General features: G+C 65.0%; 22 protein-coding genes. 13 read left to right on the plus strand and 9 right to left on the minus strand.

Annotation, left to right across the window (positions count from 1 at the left end; translation table 11 throughout):
* Window positions 1-116: 116 nt before the first annotated feature.
* Together NO363_RS01120 and NO363_RS01125 are read right to left on the minus strand one after the other, a co-directional pair.
* The gene (locus NO363_RS01120; RefSeq protein ID WP_256686232.1) at window positions 117-920 is read right to left on the minus strand and encodes an endonuclease III domain-containing protein; all 804 of its coding nucleotides are present in this window, start codon (window positions 918-920) and stop codon (window positions 117-119) included.
* Window positions 921-950: 30 nt separating this feature from the next.
* Entirely contained in the window at window positions 951-1,364 is a 414-nt protein-coding gene (locus tag NO363_RS01125) for a DUF371 domain-containing protein (protein WP_256686233.1), read from the minus strand.
* Window positions 1,365-1,621: 257 nt separating this feature from the next.
* On the opposite strand from NO363_RS01125, the gene NO363_RS01130 reads away from it, so the two are divergent.
* The 4 genes from NO363_RS01130 to sppA all read left to right on the plus strand — a co-directional run bounded on the left by NO363_RS01130 (window position 1,622) and on the right by sppA (window position 6,710).
* Window positions 1,622-2,887, plus strand: coding sequence for an RNA-guided endonuclease InsQ/TnpB family protein (locus NO363_RS01130; protein WP_256686234.1), 1,266 nt, complete (start codon window positions 1,622-1,624; stop codon window positions 2,885-2,887).
* A gap of 76 nt (window positions 2,888-2,963) precedes the next feature.
* Window positions 2,964-4,625 carry a glycosyl hydrolase 2 galactose-binding domain-containing protein gene (locus tag NO363_RS01135; protein WP_256686235.1) on the plus strand — a complete coding sequence of 554 codons (1,662 nt, stop codon included), beginning with the start codon at window positions 2,964-2,966 and terminating at the stop codon, window positions 4,623-4,625.
* Window positions 4,626-4,833: 208 nt separating this feature from the next.
* A complete protein-coding gene (locus NO363_RS01140) occupies window positions 4,834-5,724 on the plus strand; it encodes a coiled-coil protein (protein ID WP_256686236.1) in 891 nt (296 codons plus the stop codon).
* Window positions 5,725-5,801: 77 nt separating this feature from the next.
* Window positions 5,802-6,710 (plus strand): signal peptide peptidase SppA, encoded by a 909-nt coding sequence (gene sppA / locus NO363_RS01145; RefSeq protein WP_256686238.1) that lies wholly within the window; start codon window positions 5,802-5,804, stop codon window positions 6,708-6,710.
* A 4-nt stretch (window positions 6,711-6,714) separates the two neighbouring features.
* On the opposite strand, the gene NO363_RS01150 is transcribed toward sppA, so the two are convergent.
* On the minus strand, window positions 6,715-7,203 hold the full coding sequence (locus tag NO363_RS01150) for a nucleoside deaminase (protein ID WP_256686240.1): 489 nt from the start codon (window positions 7,201-7,203) through the stop codon (window positions 6,715-6,717).
* A gap of 87 nt (window positions 7,204-7,290) precedes the next feature.
* Between NO363_RS01150 and NO363_RS01155 the strand changes: the two genes are divergently transcribed.
* The gene (locus NO363_RS01155; RefSeq protein ID WP_256686241.1) at window positions 7,291-8,433 is read left to right on the plus strand and encodes a DUF373 family protein; all 1,143 of its coding nucleotides are present in this window, start codon (window positions 7,291-7,293) and stop codon (window positions 8,431-8,433) included.
* Here NO363_RS01155 and NO363_RS01160 read toward each other — a convergent pair.
* A complete protein-coding gene (locus NO363_RS01160) occupies window positions 8,430-9,095 on the minus strand; it encodes a type I 3-dehydroquinate dehydratase (protein WP_256686242.1) in 666 nt (221 codons plus the stop codon). The genes NO363_RS01155 and NO363_RS01160 overlap by 4 nt on opposite strands.
* 512 nt (window positions 9,096-9,607) lie before the next feature.
* Between NO363_RS01160 and NO363_RS01165 the strand changes: the two genes are divergently transcribed.
* Window positions 9,608-9,901 carry a DUF5789 family protein gene (locus tag NO363_RS01165; protein WP_256686243.1) on the plus strand — a complete coding sequence of 98 codons (294 nt, stop codon included), beginning with the start codon at window positions 9,608-9,610 and terminating at the stop codon, window positions 9,899-9,901.
* A gap of 73 nt (window positions 9,902-9,974) precedes the next feature.
* Complete coding sequence (locus tag NO363_RS01170; RefSeq protein WP_370525601.1) at window positions 9,975-10,571, plus strand: CPBP family glutamic-type intramembrane protease; 597 nt, start codon at window positions 9,975-9,977, stop codon at window positions 10,569-10,571.
* A gap of 17 nt (window positions 10,572-10,588) precedes the next feature.
* On the opposite strand, the gene NO363_RS01175 is transcribed toward NO363_RS01170, so the two are convergent.
* The 4 genes from NO363_RS01175 to NO363_RS01190 are packed head-to-tail and all read right to left on the minus strand — an operon-like array spanning window position 10,589 to window position 13,916.
* Complete coding sequence (locus tag NO363_RS01175; protein WP_256686245.1) at window positions 10,589-11,344, minus strand: CPBP family intramembrane glutamic endopeptidase; 756 nt, start codon at window positions 11,342-11,344, stop codon at window positions 10,589-10,591.
* A gap of 41 nt (window positions 11,345-11,385) precedes the next feature.
* On the minus strand, window positions 11,386-12,654 hold the full coding sequence (nreA, locus tag NO363_RS01180; protein ID WP_256686246.1) for a DNA repair protein NreA: 1,269 nt from the start codon (window positions 12,652-12,654) through the stop codon (window positions 11,386-11,388).
* 59 nt (window positions 12,655-12,713) lie between these two features.
* Window positions 12,714-12,911 carry a hypothetical protein gene (locus tag NO363_RS01185; protein ID WP_256686248.1) on the minus strand — a complete coding sequence of 66 codons (198 nt, stop codon included), beginning with the start codon at window positions 12,909-12,911 and terminating at the stop codon, window positions 12,714-12,716.
* A gap of 39 nt (window positions 12,912-12,950) precedes the next feature.
* Complete coding sequence (locus NO363_RS01190; protein WP_256686249.1) at window positions 12,951-13,916, minus strand: transcription initiation factor IIB; 966 nt, start codon at window positions 13,914-13,916, stop codon at window positions 12,951-12,953.
* Between the two features lie 150 nt (window positions 13,917-14,066).
* Here NO363_RS01190 and rnhA point away from each other — a divergent pair, with 150 nt between their 5' ends.
* Window positions 14,067-14,657, plus strand: a complete 591-nt coding sequence (gene rnhA / locus NO363_RS01195) for a ribonuclease HI (protein ID WP_256686250.1) — start codon at window positions 14,067-14,069, stop codon at window positions 14,655-14,657.
* Entirely contained in the window at window positions 14,650-15,198 is a 549-nt protein-coding gene (locus tag NO363_RS01200) for a DUF7108 family protein (protein ID WP_256686251.1), read from the plus strand. Before rnhA ends, NO363_RS01200 begins: the two co-directional genes overlap by 8 nt.
* A 17-nt stretch (window positions 15,199-15,215) precedes the next feature.
* Here the strand turns inward: NO363_RS01200 and NO363_RS01205 are convergent, their stop codons facing one another.
* A complete protein-coding gene (locus NO363_RS01205; protein ID WP_256686252.1) occupies window positions 15,216-15,566 on the minus strand; it encodes a PadR family transcriptional regulator in 351 nt (116 codons plus the stop codon).
* 181 nt (window positions 15,567-15,747) lie between these two features.
* Between NO363_RS01205 and NO363_RS01210 the strand changes: the two genes are divergently transcribed.
* The 4 genes from NO363_RS01210 (at window position 15,748) to NO363_RS01225 (ending at window position 19,837) form a co-directional block, all read left to right on the plus strand.
* Window positions 15,748-16,281, plus strand: coding sequence for an inorganic diphosphatase (locus tag NO363_RS01210; RefSeq protein ID WP_244702208.1), 534 nt, complete (start codon window positions 15,748-15,750; stop codon window positions 16,279-16,281).
* Between the two features lie 106 nt (window positions 16,282-16,387).
* Window positions 16,388-17,086, plus strand: coding sequence for a helix-turn-helix domain-containing protein (locus NO363_RS01215; protein ID WP_256686254.1), 699 nt, complete (start codon window positions 16,388-16,390; stop codon window positions 17,084-17,086).
* An 86-nt stretch (window positions 17,087-17,172) separates the two neighbouring features.
* Entirely contained in the window at window positions 17,173-18,591 is a 1,419-nt protein-coding gene (locus NO363_RS01220; RefSeq protein WP_256686255.1) for an APC family permease, read from the plus strand.
* Window positions 18,584-19,837, plus strand: coding sequence for a M20 family metallopeptidase (locus tag NO363_RS01225; protein WP_256686256.1), 1,254 nt, complete (start codon window positions 18,584-18,586; stop codon window positions 19,835-19,837). Before NO363_RS01220 ends, NO363_RS01225 begins: the two co-directional genes overlap by 8 nt.
* Window positions 19,838-19,855: the final 18 nt, after the last annotated feature.

Consider the following 19,855-nt stretch of genomic DNA (forward strand, 5'->3'; position numbering starts at 1 on the left):
CCGACCGCATCGTCGCGGGCGAGCTTGCGGTCGACATCGACTACGACGGGCCGGAGTTCGATCCGTTCGACGCGGACTGAGTCACCGGGACGAAAATCGGAGTATGTTCGACGACCTCACTCCGCCTCGGACGGGTCGACGACCTCGTCGGTCGCGGGATAGACGCCGACCTGCTCGCAGAGATCGCCCATCGGGCAGGCGTCGGGATCGTCGAGACAGGCGGGGCTGCGTGCGGTGCAGTACTCGCGCCCGAACTGGATCGTCGCCGTGTGGCCGAATCCACATTTCTCGGCGGGCACCTGTGCTTCGAGCACCTCCCGGACACCCTCGTGATCGGCGTCGGCCGGGGCGATCCCGAGCCGGCGATAGATCCGGTGGACGTGTGTATCGACCGGGAAGACGCCGGCACGCCCGCCGGAAAACAGGAGCACGCAGTCGGCGGTTTTCGGTCCGACACCCGAGAAGTCGAGCAGCGTCTCGCGTACCGTCGCGGGCTCCTCGTCGGTGACGAACTCGTCGAACGCTGCGGCGCTCCCGTATTCCTCGACGACGCGCTCGGCGATAGCGATCATCGTCTCGGATTTCTGGTTGTAGAGCCCCGCCGATTCGATCGTCTCGGCGAGCGTCGACTGCTCGGCGTTGGCGAGTGCTTTCGCGAGATCCGCCCCTTCGCCGTAGTGTGCCATCAGCGCGTCGTGGGCGGGCTGGCTCGCCTTGTCGCTCGTGTTCTGGCTCAGGATCGTGCGCACGAGACACTCAAAAGCATCCTGGCCGCCGTACGTCTTCTGCCAGTAGAGCTCGCCGAGCCGATCGACGACCGCCTCGGCACGGGTTTCGGCGTCGCGCTCGTCGAATTCCGCGGCGAGACCGCCACCGTCGGACCCACCACTGATGTTCTCCGTCGGTTCGTCCTCGCTCATGAACTACCCTCGTGGGCCGACCACAAAACGCTATTCGACGCGGAACACGCCCGTGATCTCAGCTCCCTCGGCGAGCGCGTCGACGAAAGCTCGGTCGAGATTGGCGGCCGCCGTATCCGCTCCGACCATCACGGTTCGATCGTCGACGTAGTCGCTCGTCCGGCAGACGAAGCTTCGGTCGTTCGTGAATTCGAGCTCCGGATGGCCGCGTCCGGTGACGGTCTCGGTGTGATCGCCGGCGTCGAGCGTCAGCGTGATCGTCGCCTCGCTGTCACGGCAGGCCTCGACGAACGCGGGGTCGAAATCCGCGGGCGCGCGGTCGGCCTCGATGCCGAGAATGCAGTCGCCCGCCGGCGTCAGATAGTCGTCTTGGGTCAGTTCGAGCGTGCTCGCGTGGCGCGCGGTGACGTTCTCGTGGCCGCGCGCACGGACGCGTTCGTCCATACCAGCCATCGCCGGAATCGACGGTTATAGCTTCGTGTTTCGGGCGCTGACCCACGACACAAGGGCTATCTTAATTCAGCGAGAGAATCCCGTCCCGAGGCCGGAGGCCGAGGGGCGGGCGTGAATCGCGTAAGCTTCATCCCAGAGGGTCGCAACCGCAGGCCACCCGGCGACGGCCCGGCTGGATATTCCACCGTGGCGTTCACTTTCACTCTGCACTCCGAACGTTTATGTCGGCTTAGCACAACAGGCTATACATGGCGATTCGGTCCATCACTCGCACCCACCGCGCTTCCATACGGAACCAGCGACAGGTACGGGATGGGCTGGATACGCTTGGTTTCGCCGCCGCAAAACTCTGGAATGTCGCCCGGTGGACGGCAGGGCGCGTTTGGGACGCTTGCGGCCAGATCCCTGACGACTCGGTACTCAAGTCGTACCTCAAGAGCCACGAACGCTACGCGGACCTCAACGCTCAGTCCAGTCAAGCAACTCTTGAAGAGTTGGATGAAGCGTTCAAAGGCTGGTACGGCCACCGGAACAACGGGAACGAGAAAGCGAACCCGCCCGGCTACCGCAAGTATGGCGACGACCACCCGCGCTCGACGGTCACGTTCAAAGAAGACGGCTTCAAGCACGACGAAAAGAACGGCTACATCCGGCTGTCGAAAGGCCGGAATACGAAGGCACACTGGTCCGACTTCATCCTGTGTGCCTACGACGCCGACCCGGACGTTGCCATCGAGAACGTCCAGCAGGTGCGCGCCGTGTACGAACGCGGCGAGTGGCGGTTGCACATCGTCTGTCGCCACGACATCGAGGTCGAACCACCCGGCGACCGAACCGCCGGGGTTGACCTCGGGATATGCAACGTCGCCGCCGTCTCCTTTGGCGACGAGTCGTTGCTGTTCCCTGGCGGCGGACTCAAAGAGGACGAATACTACTTCGCCAAACAGCGTGCGGAGTGCGACGATTCGTTCTCACGCGAGGCACAGCGCCTCGACCGGAAGCGCACTGAACGCCGCACGCACTTCTTGCACGCGCTGTCGAAAGCGATTGTCGCGGAGTGTGTTGAGCGGGGCGTCGGCACGCTTGTCGTGGGCGACCTCAGCGGAATCCGCGACGATGAGAACGGCAACCCGACGAATTGGGGCGACCACGGCAATCTCGACCTCCACGGGTGGGCGTTCGACCGCTTCACGACGATGCTCGACTACAAGGCCGAAGCCGAAGGTATCACCGTTGAGCAGGTGTCCGAACGCGACACGTCGAAGTCGTGTTCGGTCTGTGGCCGGTGCGACGACAGCCAGCGCGTCGAGCGCGGGCTGTACGTGTGCGACGACTGCGGGACCGTGGCGAACGCCGACACGAACGGCGCGGAGAACATCCGACAAAAGGTACTCTCGAATCCTCAACGAGAGGATAGGGATAACGGCTGGATGGCACAGCCAGCGGTCCGCCTGTTCGACTGCAGGGAGGGCGTTTTCGCCCCCCAAGAACAGGTCGCAGACCGCGAACCCTAATATCCCAACTGCGGTCGGGAAACTCCGGCGTTCATGCCGGGGAGGATGTCATGGCTGCGGCGAACACCCAACTGCTATGAAACTGCACGAGTGGACGGCCGCGACGGTCGAGCCCGGCGACGGCCCACCTGAAGCCGACGACTGGCACGCCGTCGATCCGGCGGCCCCCGACGAGTTCGCCGGCGAGCACGCCGTCGCCTACCGAACGGAGTTCGCCGATCCGCGCGAGGACGACGAACGGGCGCTGCTCACCCTTCGCGGACTTTACGCCCACGCTCGTGTCTGGCTGAACGGCGCGTTCGTCGGCCGCCACGACACCTACTTCACGCCGTTCCGAACGGTGGTCGATCCCGACACGAAAAACGAACTGCTCGTCGAGTGTCGCGCGCCCGAGGACCGTTTCGGCGGCGTCTTCGGGACGGAACTCGTCTCCGAACGCGAACGCGTGCCCGGGATACGCTGGGGTGCCAGCGTCGAGGGCGTGCCGGAAGCCGTCATCACCGATCTCACGGTTCGCACTACCGAGGCCGACGAGGAAGTGGGCGTCAACGCCATCGTCACGATCGATGCTGGCAGCGATCTCGACGGCCGCGTGCGACTCTCGCTGCAGCCCGAAGGGAGCGACGGCGCGAGCGCGCTGACGCAGGTCGGCGTCCAGGCGAGTGCGGGCGAGCGCGTCGTCGTCCAGGGACAGCTGTCGGTGCGCGATCCCGACCGGTGGTGGCCTCGCGGCACCGGTCCACAGAACCGCTACACCGTCCGTGCACAGCTCGGCAGGCACGAACGGACGGCGACGACCGGCTTTCGGAGTGTCGACTACGGCCCGGACGGGCTGTCGATCAACGGAACGCACGTCCCGGTTCGCGGGCTCGTCTCGCTGCCCGGCGAAAGCGCGACCGATATCATCGACCGCGCGATCGCGGCGAACGCGACGCTCGTTCGCCCGTACGGCCACGTGCTGCCCGAATCGTTCTACGAGGCTGCCGACGCCGCCGGGATGCTCGTCTGTCAGGACGTGCCGATGAGTGCGGGTGCGCTCGACGTCGAGCGCGCGCGGCTAGTCGCGCGCACGCTTGCTGGCGCGGTCGGTCATCGGCCGAGCCTCGCCGCGTTCGGCGTTCGCGACGACGCCCACGGGTTCGATGTCACGACCGAGGAAGCGGACTGGCGCGTGCTCCGCTCGACGGGGGACGGTGACGGCGGCGCGGCGACGGCGACGGCAGCCAAAACGTCGCTGCCCGACGACGTGATCGTGCTCTCGATACCGGGTCTCGATACCGGGGCCGATGCCGACGACGAGGCCGTGGAATCCTGGATGCTCGATGGCCATGCGAGCGACGGAGCCCGAACGCGCTACGTGGTGCCAGAAGCCGATGGCGAGGCGACGCGGGCACGACGGGCGATCGGGACGCTGCGGCTGTCGGCGAAACCGTTCGTCACGGCCTTCGATCCGTCGGGAGAGGGTATCGACACTGTCGAAGCCGCCTTCGAGCCGGTCGCGGTGATACTCGACGACACGGCGGCGGAGTCACGGGCCGTCGTCGTCAACGACACACCTGAAACGGTCACCGGCGAGGTCGACTGGCAGGCCGACACCGAGAGCGGAAGTCTGTCAGTCACCGTCGGTCCGTTCTCGCAGGCGGTGGCTGGCGAACTCGACGCGTCGACCGACCGCGAACGGATCGCGTTGACGCTCGTGACCGACGATCGGCAGGTGGAACACGAGAACGAGCGGTGAACGGGTCGAGAGGGCGAGGGAGAGAGAGAGAGAGAACGACCCACACGATCACAACGCTTAAACCGTTTCTGGCAGTATTGGTACATGCCAGAACGCTGCCGGCGTCACAGTGGTATCGCACAGAGAATGATACGGACCACTCCTCAGAGACGACGAGCGCCCGTGAGTGGCAACCGTACGCTGGCACGGCTGGGATAGCAACAGAACCATGGCAAGCACGATCGATCAATCCGAAAACGTCGAACTGACCGACGACGACCTCGAAAGCGACTCGAAAGGACAGCTCATCAAACTCGCCGGCAAGCTCCGCGACCGGCGCAACGACCTGAACCAGGCGGCCTCCGAGCGCGCCGACAAGCGCGACGAGCTCAACGCGAAGACACGAGAGCAGGTCGACCTCGCACAGGAACACCGCGAGAAACGCGACGAGCTCAACGAAGAGGTACAGGAGCACAAACAGAAGCGCAACGAGCTCAACGCCGAGGCCAACGAGCTGTTCGACGAGGTCGATGAGATGAAAGGCGACCTCGAACTCGACGAGGGGAAGGACCTTGACGAGCTCGAAGACGAGATCGAGAAACTCGAGTTCCGCCAGCAGACCGAGGTGCTCTCGACGGAGGACGAGCGCGAACTCATCGAGAAAATCGAGAACAAACGCGAGCAGTATCGCGAGCGAAAGGAGGCGCTCGACGACACTGACGGGCTCGAGGAAGTCAAAGCCGAGGCCGAGGAGATCCGCGCCGAAGCCTCCGAGCACCACGAGAAGGTGACGGAGCTCGCCGACGAGGCCCAGGAGCATCACAACCAGATGATCGAGGCCTACCGCGAGGCCGACGACGTCCGTGACGAGGCCGACGAGTGGCACGAGAAGTTCGTCGACGCCCAGGAAGCCGCCGACCGCCACCACGAGGACTTCGTCGAGGTGCAAAAGCGCCTGCGCGAGATGGACAAAGAGGAGGAAGAGGAGCGCAAATCCGAGCGCGACCAGCGTCGCGAGGAGGCCGAGGCCGAGGCCGAGGAGATCTACGAGCAGTTCAAGCAGGGCGAGACCCTCGACACCGAGGACCTGATGAAACTGCAGAAAGCCGGCAAGCTCTAGTTACCACGATCGACAGCGAAACCCACGATCGCCGCCACGAGCGAACGATTCATCCGCCGCGCGCCCGACGAGTAGGTATGCCGACCGATTCACGAGCGAAATTCATGAGTGCAGCCATCGGCGCGAGCGCGGGCGCTGGCATCTGGGGGACGGTCAAACGGCTCCGCGCGCAGACGAAAAACGGGTACAACACCGTCGAGGTCGCCGTCGAGGGCCCCATTTCCCGCGAAGGGAGTCGCCTTCCGAGCAGTAGTCAGCGTTCGATCCCGGCGGACAAGATCGTCGAGCAGATCGAGCGCGCCGACGAGGACCCGAACGTCGAGGCGCTGGTCGTCAAGCTCAACACGCCGGGCGGCGAGGTCCTGCCGAGCGAGGACATCCGGCTTGCAGCCGAGCGCTTCGACGGTCCGACGATCGGCTACGCGACCGACACCTGCGCGAGCGGTGGCTACTGGATCGCCGCCGGCTGTGACGAACTCTGGGCGCGCGAGGCGAGCGTCGTCGGGAGCATCGGCGTGCGTGGCTCGTCGGTCAACGCGAAGGGACTGGCCGACAAGCTCGGACTCGACTACCGCCCGAAGACCGCCGGCGAGTACAAAGACGCGGGCTTCCCGCTCAAGGAACCCGAAGAGCAGGACGACGAATACCTCCAAGGACTCGTCGACGACTACTACGAGACGTTCGTCGAACACGTCGCCGAGGGCCGCGGGCTCGACGAGGAGACGATCCGCGAGACCGAAGCCCGCGTCTATCTCGGGACCGACGCGATCGAGAACGGGCTCGTCGACGAGCTCGGCACCCGCGAGGACGTCGAGGAGCGCATCGAAGAGCGCCTCGGCCACGACGTCGAGATCGAGGAGTTCACGCCCGAGCAGAGCCTGATGGAGCGCATCAGAAGCCAGTCGCAGGGCGTGGCCTACGCGTTCGGTGCGGGTGTTGCCGATTCGGTCGGCGTCAGCGACGAGTTCAGCCTGGAACTCCGATAGCGAGCTACTCGTTCAGTTCCTGCCAGCGCTCGTAGATCGAGAGGGCGTCCTCGTCGGCCTCGTCGGCGTGGACCAGCGGGAGGTTCCGATCCTCCCAGTCTTTCTCGTACTCGTCGTAGAACTCGCCGAACTCGAAGTACTTTCTACTGTCCGTGTAGTATTCCTCATACCTCTCGCGCTGGGTGAGGAAGAAGACGTTGTCCGGACTGCAGTAGTACAGCGCACCGAGACACATCGGGCAGGGGTGGGCCATTACGTAGGCGTCACAGCCCGAGAGGTCCTCGCTGCCGACGCGTTTGCAGGCCTGCTCGATGGCCACGGTTTCGGCGTGGGCCACGGGATTGTTCGTCTGGGCGACGAGATTGGGGCTTTCGGCGAGGATTTCGCCGTCGCGCACGATGAGACAGGAGAAAGGTCGCCCGCCGTCCTCGACGTTCTCGCGAGCGATCTCTAGGGTTCGGTCGACGAACTCGGGGTCTGCAGTGGTGGACACGACCGAACGACGCCGGCCGGCGACATGGATGTTCGCAAACCGGCACCATCGCGGGTGTTTTCATGGCGGGGTCGTGAACAGTGAGCCGTGAGTACGCTCGTCGTCTGTATCGACCGCGGCGAGACCGTCGCCGACGTCGCTGGCGAGCTGCCGGTGGTCGGCGAGCGGGCAGTCCGCTCGCTCGTCACCGACGTGGGCCTCGCCGACCCCGAGAGCAGCCGCGTGAACTGCCTGCTCGAAGGGCTGCGCCTCGCCGGCGAGCTTCGCGACTCGGGTGCGGAGCCGGTGGTTGCGGTCGTTTCGGGCGTCGACGACTCGGTCGATGCCGACCGCGCTCTCGCGAGACAGATCGAACGCCTGCTCGCCGATCGGTCGATCGAGTCGGCGGTCGTCGTCACCGACAGCACGGCCGAGGAACGCGTCGTCCACGTCGTCGAGAGCCGGGTGCGCGTCGATGCCGTCTCGCGGGTCGTCGTTCGGCAGGCTCGCGATCTCGAATCGACCTACTATCTCCTGAAGCAGTTCCTCGCCAACGAGGAGCTCCGACAGACAGTGTTGGTACCGATCGGCGTCGCGCTGCTCGCAGTGCCCGTGCTGGTGGTGTTCGCACAGAGCCTGCGGGCCGCCGTCGCCGCCGTCGCCGCCATCACGGGTTTGTTCGTGCTCTACAAAGGGCTCGGTGTCGACGACGTGCTCGCGGCGCTCACCGGCGGGGTGCGCGACGGGCTCTACACCGGCCGGCTCTCGGTCGTTACGGGGGTGATCGCCGGCGGGTTCGCGCTCGTGGGCCTGGTCGTGGGAGTCATCAGTGCCTCGCCGCTCGCGGGCGAGGCGAGTGCGCTCGTGACGGTCATGGCGTTTCTGTTCGACAGCGTACCGTGGCTGACGACAGCAGGGCTGACCGCGAGCACTGGTCGGGCGATCGACGAGTGGCTGCACAGCGGTCGCGTCGGCAACGCCACGCTCAACCTCCCGTTCGTGCTGGCGGCGGTCGGACTCGTCGTCAGAGGGTTCGGAGCCTACTTCCTCGAACGTGCCGCCGTCATCGACCCGTTACGGATGCCGGCGACGAGTCTCGGTGTCGTCTCGATCCGTGGGTTCACGATCGGCGGCGACGCCCGACTCGTGGCGTTCGTGATCGCCGGCGTGTTCGTGAGCCTGCTCGGCGTCGTCGTTGCAATGCGGATGGGCGAGAGCAGCGCCGACGAACGCACGGAGAGCATCGACTAGTCGAGAGTATCGAGCAGTCCGGCGAGCGTCGCGAGATCGTACTGGCCGGGTGCGGTCGCCCGTTCTGGATCGACCGGTGCGTAGGCGATGCGCGAGCCGTAAAGGGGGGCGATGGCCCGCGAGTGGCCGCCGATCGCGCCCATCGCCATCGTCGCCACGCGGCCGCCGCGCTCCGTGCAGGCGTGTGTGGCCGCGAGTAGATCGAGTACATCGTCCGGATCGGTGGCCGTGACGGCAAGTTTCGCGACCGTACCGTACTCGCTCGCGCGTGCCAGCGTGCCCTCCATCGCCGATCGTGATGGGGTCGCGTCGAAATCGTGCGTCGAGACGATACAGTCCGCGTCGTGGTCGCGAGCCTCGTCGGCGAGCCATTCCTCGTCCGTGACCGTCGCCAGTTCGATATCGATCGCCGCGACGGTCGGGAACTCGGCAGCACGCGCGAGCGCATCGAGTCGATCGGAATTTTCGGGAGCTTCGCCACCCTCTTCGACCGTTCGGTTGGTCGCGATCAGTGGGAGTTCGCCGTCGTAGGTCGCGAGCGCGTCGAGCGGGTCGTCGGCGAGGTCCATGCGGAACTCGACGGCATCGGCGTGGGCGCGGGCAGCGGGTTCGTCGCTCAGATCGGCGGTGGCCGCCGCGAGCACGAGCGAGTCAAAGTCCATGTTCGCCCTCGGCCCGAGCGGGCGAAAACTCGTTCGGCCTGCGGCTGCGGCCGCGGTGCGGTCGCGGCGCGGCCGTGGTGGCGGTTGCGGAGCGGTGCGGTCCTGGCGTCTCGGTGAGCGGAGCGAGCCGAGGCTCAGGAGAGTGGTTCGAAAGACGCGAGGCATCTTTCGTCATCACGAGAGAACTTCGCTCTCTCGAACGACTATGCTCTCCTGGTGGATGAAGGGCGAGGGGCGCGAGCGAGGCCACAGGCCGAGCGAGTAGCGAACGGAGTGAGCGTTCCCCGAGGGCTTCGGCGGAGGCGGTGCTGTGCGGGGCGGAATGGTCGTGTCCGTGCGAACACAGTGAGCGCGGTTCGCCGTGAGCGAACGAGCGGAGCGAGTGAGTGAGCGGTCCTTTTTAGTCCAGGTTTTTGGTCGGGGGTTGAGCGCGCGAGTGAAACGAGTGCGCTCAACCCCCGTCTAAAAAAGTGGTTCGTAAAACACAAAGCGGGCCGTCACGCGGTGTTCGTATGGCCGATGACGAAGCCGACGAGGAAACAGAGGGACCAGTCGTCGAGCTGGGCGAGGGCCCGTCCGTCGAGGGTGTGCCGCTGGCGCGCGTCAGTTCGCGGCTGACGTGGGGGATGGAGCATTCGACGGTCGAACAGCGCGTGGGCGATATCGAGATCCGGACGCCGGACGGCCCGACCAGTCTGAGCGACGTGCTCGCGGAGGTCGATAAGCCGTACTTCGAACGCCGTCAGGAGTTCGAGGAAAGCGTGCGCGAGGTCGTCGGATCGGGGCCCGTCCAGACCGAGGAGTAGGGTGGGTCGCTCGTCGGGGCGGCGGTGGGTCGTGCTCGCGCTCCTCTGGGGCGCGGTGCTCGCGATCGCGTGGATGGCGCTCGAACGCAGCACGAGCACGGCGCTGTGGGCGCGTGTCGTCCGTGACGGACTGCTCTATCTCGTCGGGCCGGCGGCGCTCGCGCGACTGTACGGCCGGCGGCTCGGCTGGCGTGTCGATCGACGCGCGCTGCGCAACACGCTTTTGCTCGCCCTGTTCGTGCTGCCGTTCTATCTGGTCGGGTCGTCGTTGCCGACGGTGCGGGCGTACTACCCGATGTGGAGCGTCGAGCCGACCGTTTCGTCGTTCGTGCCCCACGCTGTCGGACAGTTCGTCGTCGTGCTCGCCGCCGAAACCTATTTTCGCGGGTTGCTCTGTGTCGGCGTGCGCGAGATCGGCTTCAAGAGCGTGTTCATCAGTCCGGTGGTCTACGCGCTCCAGCACGCGAGCAAGCCACCGATCGAACTACTGCTGTCGGGGCCGACGGACGTGCTCTTCGGCGCAGTCGATTATCGGAGCCGATCGATTCTCCCCTCGGTCGTCGCTCATGGGTTCGGGCTGACGCTGCTCGATTGGCTCGTGCTTCATCCGCCGCTGCTCGCGCCTGAGCAGGTGGCCGGCTGGCTGCGGTGGCTCCCGGTGCCGGTGTAATGTGAGCCAGCGGCCGATCAAAAAAGCACGCTGACCGGCAGGTCCGCCTGGAGGACGAAATAGAGCAGCGTGAACAGCGTCGCGTTGTACGCGCCGTGGATGAACGCCGGTACGACGAGATTGTCGGAGACCTCGTAGGCCGCACCGAAGACCAGGCTCGGCAGGAAGAGCACCGTGATGGTCGCCAGCCGCCCGCCGACGCCGCCGGTCAGGGACTGAAAGTGGATCGCGGCGAAGACGGCGCTCGCGAGCACTACACCGGGGACGGGGCCGAACGACTCCCGGAGCCGACCCTGGACGATGCCACGGAAGAGCAGTTCCTCGCCGGGGCCGATGATGATAAACGAGGCTGGAATCAACAGGAGCAGCAGTTCGGGGTTCTGGGCGGCGATCTGCCCGATCTGGTTTTCCGCCGGCTGGACCCCCACGACGGTGAGCAGTATCGATCCGACGAACTGTGCGATGAGCGCCAGCGCATAGCCGCTCAGCGCCGTAACGACGTCCCGAAGCGAGGGTACATCGATGCCGAGATACGTCCGTCCGAGACCTCTGAATCGGAGATACAACAGGGCGGCACTGCCGAAGGCGACCCCCTGCCCCGTTATCAGGGAGATGACCAGCAATCCCAGTGCACTGAGTTCGATATCGAGGAACGCGAGCGAGCGCACGATCGCCCTGCCGAGAACGGACGCGACCCCGATACCGAGACCCCCGACGGCGAGCGCGACGACGAGGGCGCGCACGCGACTAGTCTGCCCGCCTGTGACGCTCATGTCTCGTGTCGAGTGGCCGGGGGGCGAAAGGATTCCGCCTTTCAGTTCCCGAACGACGACAGACTGGACTGAACGCCCGCCACGAGCGATGACTTCCGGCGGAGGCGCGCAAGCGAGATCGGCAGCTGGGGTTCGAGCTGGCGGAGGGCGTCACCGAACGATTCGGCCGTGCCCGACTCGCCGTCGAAGGCGTTTCGTACCGACTCGCGGACCTGCCACACTCCTGTGGGTCCCCAGTAGTCGGGCGTCACGTGGCGCACGACGAGCACCGACGCCTGTCGGCCACGCTCGACGAGCTGTTCGAGCACGCCCAAGCGAGCGGCGTAGTACGCGCCGGCGGTCTCGTCGACGTAGGACGTCCGACCCTCGTGGCCCTCGCGATCGGCGGCGAGCACCATCCCTCGCTCGGGGGCGGGGTTCCAGACGCTGCCGGGAGCCTTGCACTCGACGAGTTCGAACTCCCACTGGCCGGGTGTGAATAGGATCCAGAACCGGTTGCCGAGATACTCGTTGTAGAACAGTTCGGGTTTGTCCACCGCCGTCGCATTGCGGATCTGTCCGCGGAGGAACTGCCCCACCGTGTCGTCGACGGCGGTGATCGACCAGCGTGTAGGGACGAGCCGCCGGTTGTCGCTCTCGCCGAGCGCGCCGGCCGAGAGGATCGTGTTGATGTCGTAGACGTCGAAGCCACGATTGTAGAGGTAGTTCATCGCACCCTCGGCGCGCCAGTCGTCGTCTTCGAGGGTCTTCTTGACCGGCCGCGTGACGTGTGGATTCTCGGTCAGCGTCGCGCTCTCGGCCCGTGCGCGCGGCCCGGTCGGCGAGGTGACGTCCTCGGCCGACACGGAGAAATCCACGTCGAGCGAGCTGTCGAGCCCGATCTCCACATCCACGGGTCTGTCGGCGATAGCGACCTCACGCTGCGTCCCCAGAAAGCCGGTCCAGGCGTCGGCGACGTTCGTCACGCTGGTCGTCTTCGCGGTGTTCACCAGTCCCGTGCGATGCTGGAAGACGTCCTCGATCGAGAAGTCGCGATCGTACCAGTGGCCACCCGTCTCGAAGTCGGCGGCGCGTTCTTCGTGGCCGACGGGCGAGAGCACGCCCGTCGAGACGTTCGGATACGAGGAGCGACCGACGAAGATCGTGGGCGAGGTGCTGCCGAGCAGCGCGTCGTCGGAGACCCGTTGCTCGAAGTTCGTCTCGACATCGTCGAGGTAGTCGGTGATGGCGTAGGATTTCTCGGCCGCCAACTGCCGGCGCTCGGCGCGCTCGTCGCGTTCGATCTCCTCGAAGTATTCGTCGAGCCGCATCGACTGAATCGAGGGCTCTCGGACGCTTCAACCCTCGGATGGGCGAAGACGACCGTTCGTCACGCCGTCTTCGAGTCCTCGTTCAGCCCGAATCCGATAGCGCTCCCGACCGCGGCACCGACGAGCGTGATGACAGTCACCCAGACGGGTTGGTTGTCGTAGAACCCGAGCCAAAAAAGGACGAGTCCACCGATAAGCGCGCCGACGAGACCACCACCGAAGCCCGTCAGCACCGCTCGCAGCGTCGCTTCGTCCATACGCTCACGATGCGGCCCGCGAAAGTATGTGGTTCGGTCCTAGCTGTGAATGCCCATCGCCTCGATCTGCTCTTGATACCGGTTGCGGATCGTCACTTCGGTGACCTGGGCGACGTCGGCGACCTCGCGCTGGGTCTTCTTCTCGTTGCAGAGGAGGGAGGCGGCGTAGATCGCCGCGGCGGCGTAGCCGGTCGGCGATTTGCCCGAGAGGAGCCCCTCGTCGGCGGTCGTCTCGATGATGTCGTTGGCCTTTGCCTGAACCTCCTCCGAAAGGGTGAGCTCCGAACAGAAGCGGGGGACGTATTTTTTGGGGTCGACGGGGCGCATTTCGAGGGCGAGTTCTTGGGAGACGTACCGATACGTCCGACCGATCTCCTTGCGTTCGACGCGCGATACCTCCGAAATCTCCTCCAGGCTTCGGGGGATGCCTTCCTTCCGACAGGCCGCATACAGCGCCGATGTGGCGACGCCCTCGATCGAGCGCCCGCGGATGAGATCGTCGGCGAGCGAACGACGATAGATGACCGAGGCGACCTCCCGTACCGACCGCGGGACGCCGAGTGCGCTCGCCATCCGGTCGATCTCCGAGAGCGCGAACTGAAGGTTGCGCTCGCCAGCGTCCTTCGTTCGGATGCGCTCTTGCCACTTGCGCAGCCGGTGCATCTGCGAGCGCTTCTTCGAGGAGATCGATCGCCCGTAGGCGTCCTTGTCCTTCCAGTCGATCGTGGTCGTGAGTCCCTTGTCGTGCATCGTCTGGGTGGTCGGCGCACCCACACGGGATTTCTGCTGGCGTTCGGCGTGGTTGAACGCCCGCCACTCGGGACCGGGATCGATGTTCTCCTCCTCGACGACCAGCCCGCAGTCCTCACAGACCAGCTCGCCACGGTCGGTGCTCTTGGCGAGATTGTCCGAATCACACTCCGGACAGCGACGTACCCCCTCGTTTTCGTCGTCCACCTGCTCCGGTTCGGCCTGACGCTCCCGCTGACGAGTGGACCGTGTCATTGCACTTTTATAGTAGTATCCTCAGAGCGTATAAACTCTTGGGGGCGAACGGCCGATATTCGACCCATCGGATCGCCGCTGCCGCTCGGTGTGCGCTCTCGACAGTATCGTATCGCAACCGCTATGCGACCGCTACGGCGAATGTCGACAATGCCGGTCATCGAGTGTGACGTCGATCAGGCCCGCGAGCGCCTCGAATCAGCCGGGGTCGCGATCGAACCGGGCAACACCGATCACGAGCGCTGGCGAGCCGTCGATGCGGAGGCGACCGCCGTCGCCTACGACGGCAAGGTCGTGATCCAGGGCGCAACACCGGCCCGTCTCGAAGGGCTGCTCCGGGAGGACGGCGGGCGCGCACACTGCTATTTCGACGGCGCATCGCGTGGCAACCCCGGTCCGGCGGCCATCGGCTGGGTGATCGTCGACAGCAGCGGGATCGTCGCCGAGGGTGGCGAGCGCGTCGGCGAGACGACCAACAACCGCGCCGAGTACGACGCGCTCACTCGGGTGCTCGAACGCGCCGCCGACTACGGGTTCGACACTGTCGAACTCCGTGGTGACTCACAGCTCGTCGTCGAGCAAGTCCGGGGCGCGTGGCAGACCAACGACCCCGAACTGCGCGAGCGCCGGGTACGGGTGCGCGAGCTGCTCGAACGGTTCGACGACTGGTCGATCGAGCACGTCCCGCGCGAGGCGAACGAACGGGCCGATGCCCGCGCGAACGAGGCCTTCGATGAGTGAGCTTCCAGAAAGGATCGTCGACGAGGCCGAACGACTCACGCGGCTGGCACGCACCGTCACCGACGAGGACGAGCGCGAGGCCTACCGCGAGCGCCGCCGCGAACTGCTCGCCGAGCACGACTTTCGGGTGCGCGTCCGCGAGACCGACGACACGCTCGTCTGTCATCCCGACGAGTGGCTCGTCGATGGCGAGATCCGCCCCGAACGCATCGAGGACACCGATCGGGCTGTCGAGCGATCGCTGTCGGGAGCCGGCGATCCCGACGACTGGGAGCAGGTTGCGGCGCACAACGATACGGTCGTCGAGGCGGTCGCCGCACACGGCACGATCCACGGCGCGAACGCACGGGCCTTCGCTGATTTCATGAGCAACCACTACGCACGACCCGTCGAGTCGGCCACCGAGGCCGAGCGCCGGGAGTTCCGCACCGAATACTTCGTCCGTAACGCGTGGCCGACCGACGAGCAGCGCACGGCCATCGAGGAATCACTGTCGCTCGTCTTCGCTGAAGCCGACGCTCTCGACAGTACGACCGAGTAAAACCGCGTGAGCGGTGGTTAGTTGTCGATCAGGTCACGGACGGTCTCGGCGCGTTCCCCGTCGGTAACGAACTTGTCGAGCGTCCAGTCGAGCTGGTCGACGACCGCCTCGTAGCCGTCGTCGGTGAGCGCGTAGTCGTTGGTACGCTTGTCCCGCTCGGATTTCTCGACCAGATCCATCTCCACGAGATCGTCGAGGTTCGGGTAGAGTCGGCCGTGGTTGACCTCCGAGTCGTAGTACGATTCAAGCTGGCGCTTGATTGCAAGACCGTACATCGGCTCGTCCGACAGGATGGCGAGGATGTTCTGTTGGAACGCCGTAAGATCGCGGGCGATACCACTGTCCTGGACCGCTTTTGCCTCTGGCATCAGCAGGAAGATGTCACCCACATATTTAATCCTTCGCAACCATAACGGACGTTGTCCAAAATAGGGAACGTGACTGGAATAAACAGGTGGTACCACTTATTAATACTACCGTCGAACCGCCAATCGGCGCGGGCGATGCGATAGAAAACGCTTTTTCGTCGCCTCGTCGGACGAGGGGGTGATGACGAACCTCTGGGAAGACCTCGAAACCGGCCCGAACGCACCCGAGACGATCCACGCCGTCGTCGAGTGTCTCAAGGGCGAGCGCAACAAATACGAGTACGACAAGGACGTACCCGGCGTCGTTCTCGATCGCGTGCTCCACTCGAACGTCCACTACCCCAACGACTACGGCTTCATCCCGCAGTCGTACTACGACGACGAGGACCCCTTCGACGTGATGGTGCTCGTCGAGGACGCGACCTTCCCCGGCTGCATCATCGAGGCCCGCCCCGTCGCACTGATGCGCATGGACGACGACGGCGAACAGGACGACAAGGTGATCGCCGTCCCAGCCGAGGACCCCCGATTCGATCATATCGAAGACCTCGACGACATCCCTCAGCAGGAACTCGACGAGATCGACGAGTTCTTCGAGACCTACAAGAACCTCGAAGCCGGCAAGGAAGTCGAAACCCAGGGCTGGGAGGACCGACAGGCCGCCTACGACGCCATCGAACACGCCCAGGATCTCTACGACGAGCAGTTCGCCTGAGTCGTTTCGGTCAAAATAGCCGCACTCATCTCGATATATCGTAACACCTCAGCGACAAGACCAGCCGAGCGAACGATTTTTGCCCCCACTGATCCTATGCTTCCCGATGGTCCCGCCGTCGCAGTCCGCAGTGGGCTTGCGTGTGACTCTCGATATCTGGCACCCTGACTGCTGGACGCTCGCGGTGACCGAAGATAGGGATGGCGGCCTGCTCGGCCACGGGGTCTATCCGATCGATGGTGCCGCTACCGGTCGATTTACCGTGTACGGTGAGACGGACAGTTCGGTCGAGCGACTCGTCGCCGCTATCCGGAACTCGCCGCTTACCGACTCAGTCTGGGAGGCGGACCGTCTCGACGCCACGGGCGAGGCGGTTCCCGGGAGCGCTTCCCGTGCGATCGTCGTACGCTATGCGATGGAGAACTCGATCAACGACGCGCTCGTCTCACGCGGCTTCATCCCGGACGAGCCGGTTAGAATGCACGGCGGAAGGGAGTATTGGACGGTCATTGTCGAGACCGACCGCGAGACGCTCGGCGAGCGCCTCGACGCCGTCCGCGCGGAGAAGGACGCCGAGATCCGGATCGAGGACATCGTGGTCCCCCGCGGCGGACCCGGCGTGCTCCCGACGGACGACCTCTCGGAACGCCAGCGGGAGGTCTTCGATCTCGCCCGTCGACGGAACTACTACGCGTGGCCACGGGAGGCGAGCGCCGCCGAGCTGGCCGAGGAACTCGGCATCGCGAAGACGACCCTTCTCGAACATCTCCGGAAAGCCGAGGCCAAGCTTCTCGGCCACGAGTGACCCCGATCGGAGTGGGGATGTCGCTGTGTGAACGACCCGTTCATGCTAGGGAGGTGGCTTATTGATCCACTATAGTATGATAGCATATGGCACAATCGAGCGAGAAAGACGACCGTAGTCTCGCACGCGATATCGGACCGTATGGAGCGATGAGCACCGTCATCGGCGGGACGCTCGGAGCGGGGCTGTTCGTCACGCTCGGGACCGCGAGTTCCACGACCGGCCCGAGCGTGATCCTCGTGGTGTTGCTCGCGGGCGTGGTCGCAACAGCTGTCGCCATCAACTACAGCTGGATGTCGACGATCTTTCCCGCCGCGGCGGGGTCGTACTCGTACGTCTCGCGCACGTTCAACAGCCGTCTGCCCGGATTCATCGTCACATGGTCGAAATGGCTCGGGTATATGGCCGCCGACGCGAGCCTCGCCATCGGTTTCGGAAGCTATCTCCAGGTGTTCTTTCCCGATCTCATCGCGGGTCGGACCGGAATCGCTCTCGCCGGTTTCGGGGTTCTCACCGTCCTCTTTTTGATCAATCTCGTCGGAACGCGCGGGTACAGCATCGCCCAAAGCGCCATTCTCGGGGTGCTCGTTCTCGCGATCCTCGTGCTCGTCCTCCCCGGATCACTCTCCATCGACACCGCGAACTATCGACCGTTTTTCACCGGGGGATCGAGCGGCTTCCTCGCCGCTGCCGCGCCGTTGTTCTACGCCTACATCGGGATCGCCGTCGCGGGCCAGATGGGTGCCGAGGTGAAAAATCCCGGCCGGAACCTCCCGCTGGCGATGATCGGCGGGACGATCATCCTCACCCTGCTGTACATGTGGACCGCGGCGGTGATCTACGGCGTAGTCGGCGATTACACCGTCCTCGCCAACTCGGCGCGCCCGCTCGCCACCGCCGCCGAGACGTTCCTCGGGACGGACGCGACCGCCATCGTCGCCTTCGGCGGCCTGCTCGCCACCGCATCGAGCGTGAACGCCGTGATGGCGGCGGCGATCAAGATGCCCTACTCGTGGTCGTGGGACGAGATCTTCCCGCAGCGGTTCTCGATGGTGAGCGAGCGGTTCGGCTCGCCCCACTGGTCGTTGCTCACGCTGTACGTGGTTTCCTCAGCACTGACGTTCTACGCCTCGGGACTCAATCAGGTGATCGTGATCGCTACCTTCAGCTATCTCATCGCGTACTTCGCGGTCTCGGTGTCGTTGCTGTATGCCCAGTACGCCAGGCCGGATATCGTCGAACAGGCCGACTTCAACCCCCGCGTCGGTCTCCTCGTTTCGGGCCTCGTCGGTGCGATCGGCGCGTTCGTATTACTCATCCAGGCCTACCAGGGCACGCTCACGGTCTACGTCCCGTGGGTGATTATCGGTTTCATCGTGTTCGGCATCTACTGGTATCGTGGCCAGCAGTCCGGCACCGACGTCGAATCGATCCTCGACACGCTGCCGGGTGTCCCCTCTGCCGAATATGATCCCGATATTCAGGAGATCACCGCCGATGACTGACGATCCCGCCGACATGCTCGACACTGCAACGGTCGACCCAGGAAGGCTCGCAGAGCGAATCGATCACGACGAAACCATCGAGCTCCTCCAGGATCTCGTCCGCATCCGCAGTCCGTACTTCGAGGAGAAAGCGATCGCCGAGTTCGTCTACGATTGGCTCAGTTCACGAGGGCACGATCCAGAGTACCATCCAGTGAACGAACCCGATATCACGGAGTTCGAGGGCAACAACGTCCTCGCCCGATTGGAAGGCTCCGACCCGGAGGCTCCAACGCTGCTGTTGAACGCCCACCTGGACACCGTCGAGATCGTCGAGGCGTGGGACGAGGATCCGCTCTCAGGACGGATCGAGGACGGCAAACTCTACGGCCAGGGTGCCTGTGACATGAAGGGCGGTCTCGCGGGCATCATGGTCGCGTTCGACGGGCTCGCTGCGGCAGACGTGGATCTCGCGGGTGATCTTCTCTTCAGCGCGGTCGTCGACGAGGAAGGTCCCTACGGACTGGGTGCAAATCAACTCATTCGTGACGGAATCACCGACGAGTGTGACGCTGCGATCGTCACCGAACCCGGCCCGATTCTCGCCCAGACGACGATCGAGAACCCCGCCCTGCTGCTCGGTGCGCGCGGACGGTTCCTCTACGACATCACCGTGACTGGCGAGGCCGCACACGGCTCACAGCCGCGGAAGGGGACGAACGCCGTGGTCGATGCGGGACGGTTGGCCGATGCGCTCGCGGCGATGGACGTCGGCACACACGAGCAACTCGGCGATGGCTCCGTCTGTCCGATCGAAATCGAGGGTGGCGGTGAGACACTTTCTGTACCGGAATCGTGCCGTCTGCTTGTCGATCGCCACGTCGTCATCGGTGAGACGGAAGACGTCGTCCGAGCGGACGCAGAACGCGTCGTCGCGGATCTCGACCCCGACTCCGACGTACAGATCGACTTTCGGGAAGCACCCGCTCCGGACGTTCACTACGGTCCCTACGTCACCGATGCCGATGACCCGCTCGTGGACGCGCTATCGAGTGGTGTCGAGACGGTCACCGACGACGAACCAGCCATCGGCTACTTTTCGAGCGTCGGCGACTTCAACTACTTCGGCCACCGTGCCGATCTGCCGACCGTGATCGTCGGTCCCGACGGCGAGAATATCCACGGTGCCGGCGAGTTCGTCCACACCGACGACGTGGTCGACGTGGCACGCATCGTCGCCGCTGGCTGTGCCTCCCTGCTCGGCTGACCGTTTCTGGGTATATCA

Source organism: Halococcus qingdaonensis (assembly GCF_024508235.1).
Taxonomy (GTDB): domain Archaea; phylum Halobacteriota; class Halobacteria; order Halobacteriales; family Halococcaceae; genus Halococcus; species Halococcus qingdaonensis.

Bases quoted from the DNA above. Each gene is read 5' to 3' on its own strand.
- NO363_RS01120 (WP_256686232.1), bottom strand. From the start codon at position 920: ATGAGCGAGGACGAACCGACGGAGAACATCAGTGGTGGGTCCGACGGT.
- NO363_RS01125 (WP_256686233.1), bottom strand. From the start codon at position 1,364: ATGGACGAACGCGTCCGTGCGCGCGGCCACGAGAACGTCACCGCGCGC.
- NO363_RS01130 (WP_256686234.1), top strand. From the start codon at position 1,622: ATGGCGATTCGGTCCATCACTCGCACCCACCGCGCTTCCATACGGAAC.
- NO363_RS01135 (WP_256686235.1), top strand. From the start codon at position 2,964: ATGAAACTGCACGAGTGGACGGCCGCGACGGTCGAGCCCGGCGACGGC.
- NO363_RS01140 (WP_256686236.1), top strand. From the start codon at position 4,834: ATGGCAAGCACGATCGATCAATCCGAAAACGTCGAACTGACCGACGAC.
- sppA (WP_256686238.1), top strand. From the start codon at position 5,802: ATGCCGACCGATTCACGAGCGAAATTCATGAGTGCAGCCATCGGCGCG.
- NO363_RS01160 (WP_256686242.1), bottom strand. From the start codon at position 9,095: ATGGACTTTGACTCGCTCGTGCTCGCGGCGGCCACCGCCGATCTGAGC.
- NO363_RS01165 (WP_256686243.1), top strand. From the start codon at position 9,608: ATGGCCGATGACGAAGCCGACGAGGAAACAGAGGGACCAGTCGTCGAG.
- NO363_RS01170 (WP_370525601.1), top strand. From the start codon at position 9,975: ATGGCGCTCGAACGCAGCACGAGCACGGCGCTGTGGGCGCGTGTCGTC.
- NO363_RS01175 (WP_256686245.1), bottom strand. From the start codon at position 11,344: ATGAGCGTCACAGGCGGGCAGACTAGTCGCGTGCGCGCCCTCGTCGTC.
- nreA (WP_256686246.1), bottom strand. From the start codon at position 12,654: ATGCGGCTCGACGAATACTTCGAGGAGATCGAACGCGACGAGCGCGCC.
- NO363_RS01185 (WP_256686248.1), bottom strand. From the start codon at position 12,911: ATGGACGAAGCGACGCTGCGAGCGGTGCTGACGGGCTTCGGTGGTGGT.
- NO363_RS01190 (WP_256686249.1), bottom strand. From the start codon at position 13,916: ATGACACGGTCCACTCGTCAGCGGGAGCGTCAGGCCGAACCGGAGCAG.
- rnhA (WP_256686250.1), top strand. From the start codon at position 14,067: ATGCCGGTCATCGAGTGTGACGTCGATCAGGCCCGCGAGCGCCTCGAA.
- NO363_RS01200 (WP_256686251.1), top strand. From the start codon at position 14,650: ATGAGTGAGCTTCCAGAAAGGATCGTCGACGAGGCCGAACGACTCACG.
- NO363_RS01205 (WP_256686252.1), bottom strand. From the start codon at position 15,566: ATGCCAGAGGCAAAAGCGGTCCAGGACAGTGGTATCGCCCGCGATCTT.
- NO363_RS01210 (WP_244702208.1), top strand. From the start codon at position 15,748: ATGACGAACCTCTGGGAAGACCTCGAAACCGGCCCGAACGCACCCGAG.
- NO363_RS01215 (WP_256686254.1), top strand. From the start codon at position 16,388: ATGGTCCCGCCGTCGCAGTCCGCAGTGGGCTTGCGTGTGACTCTCGAT.
- NO363_RS01220 (WP_256686255.1), top strand. From the start codon at position 17,173: ATGGCACAATCGAGCGAGAAAGACGACCGTAGTCTCGCACGCGATATC.
- NO363_RS01225 (WP_256686256.1), top strand. From the start codon at position 18,584: ATGACTGACGATCCCGCCGACATGCTCGACACTGCAACGGTCGACCCA.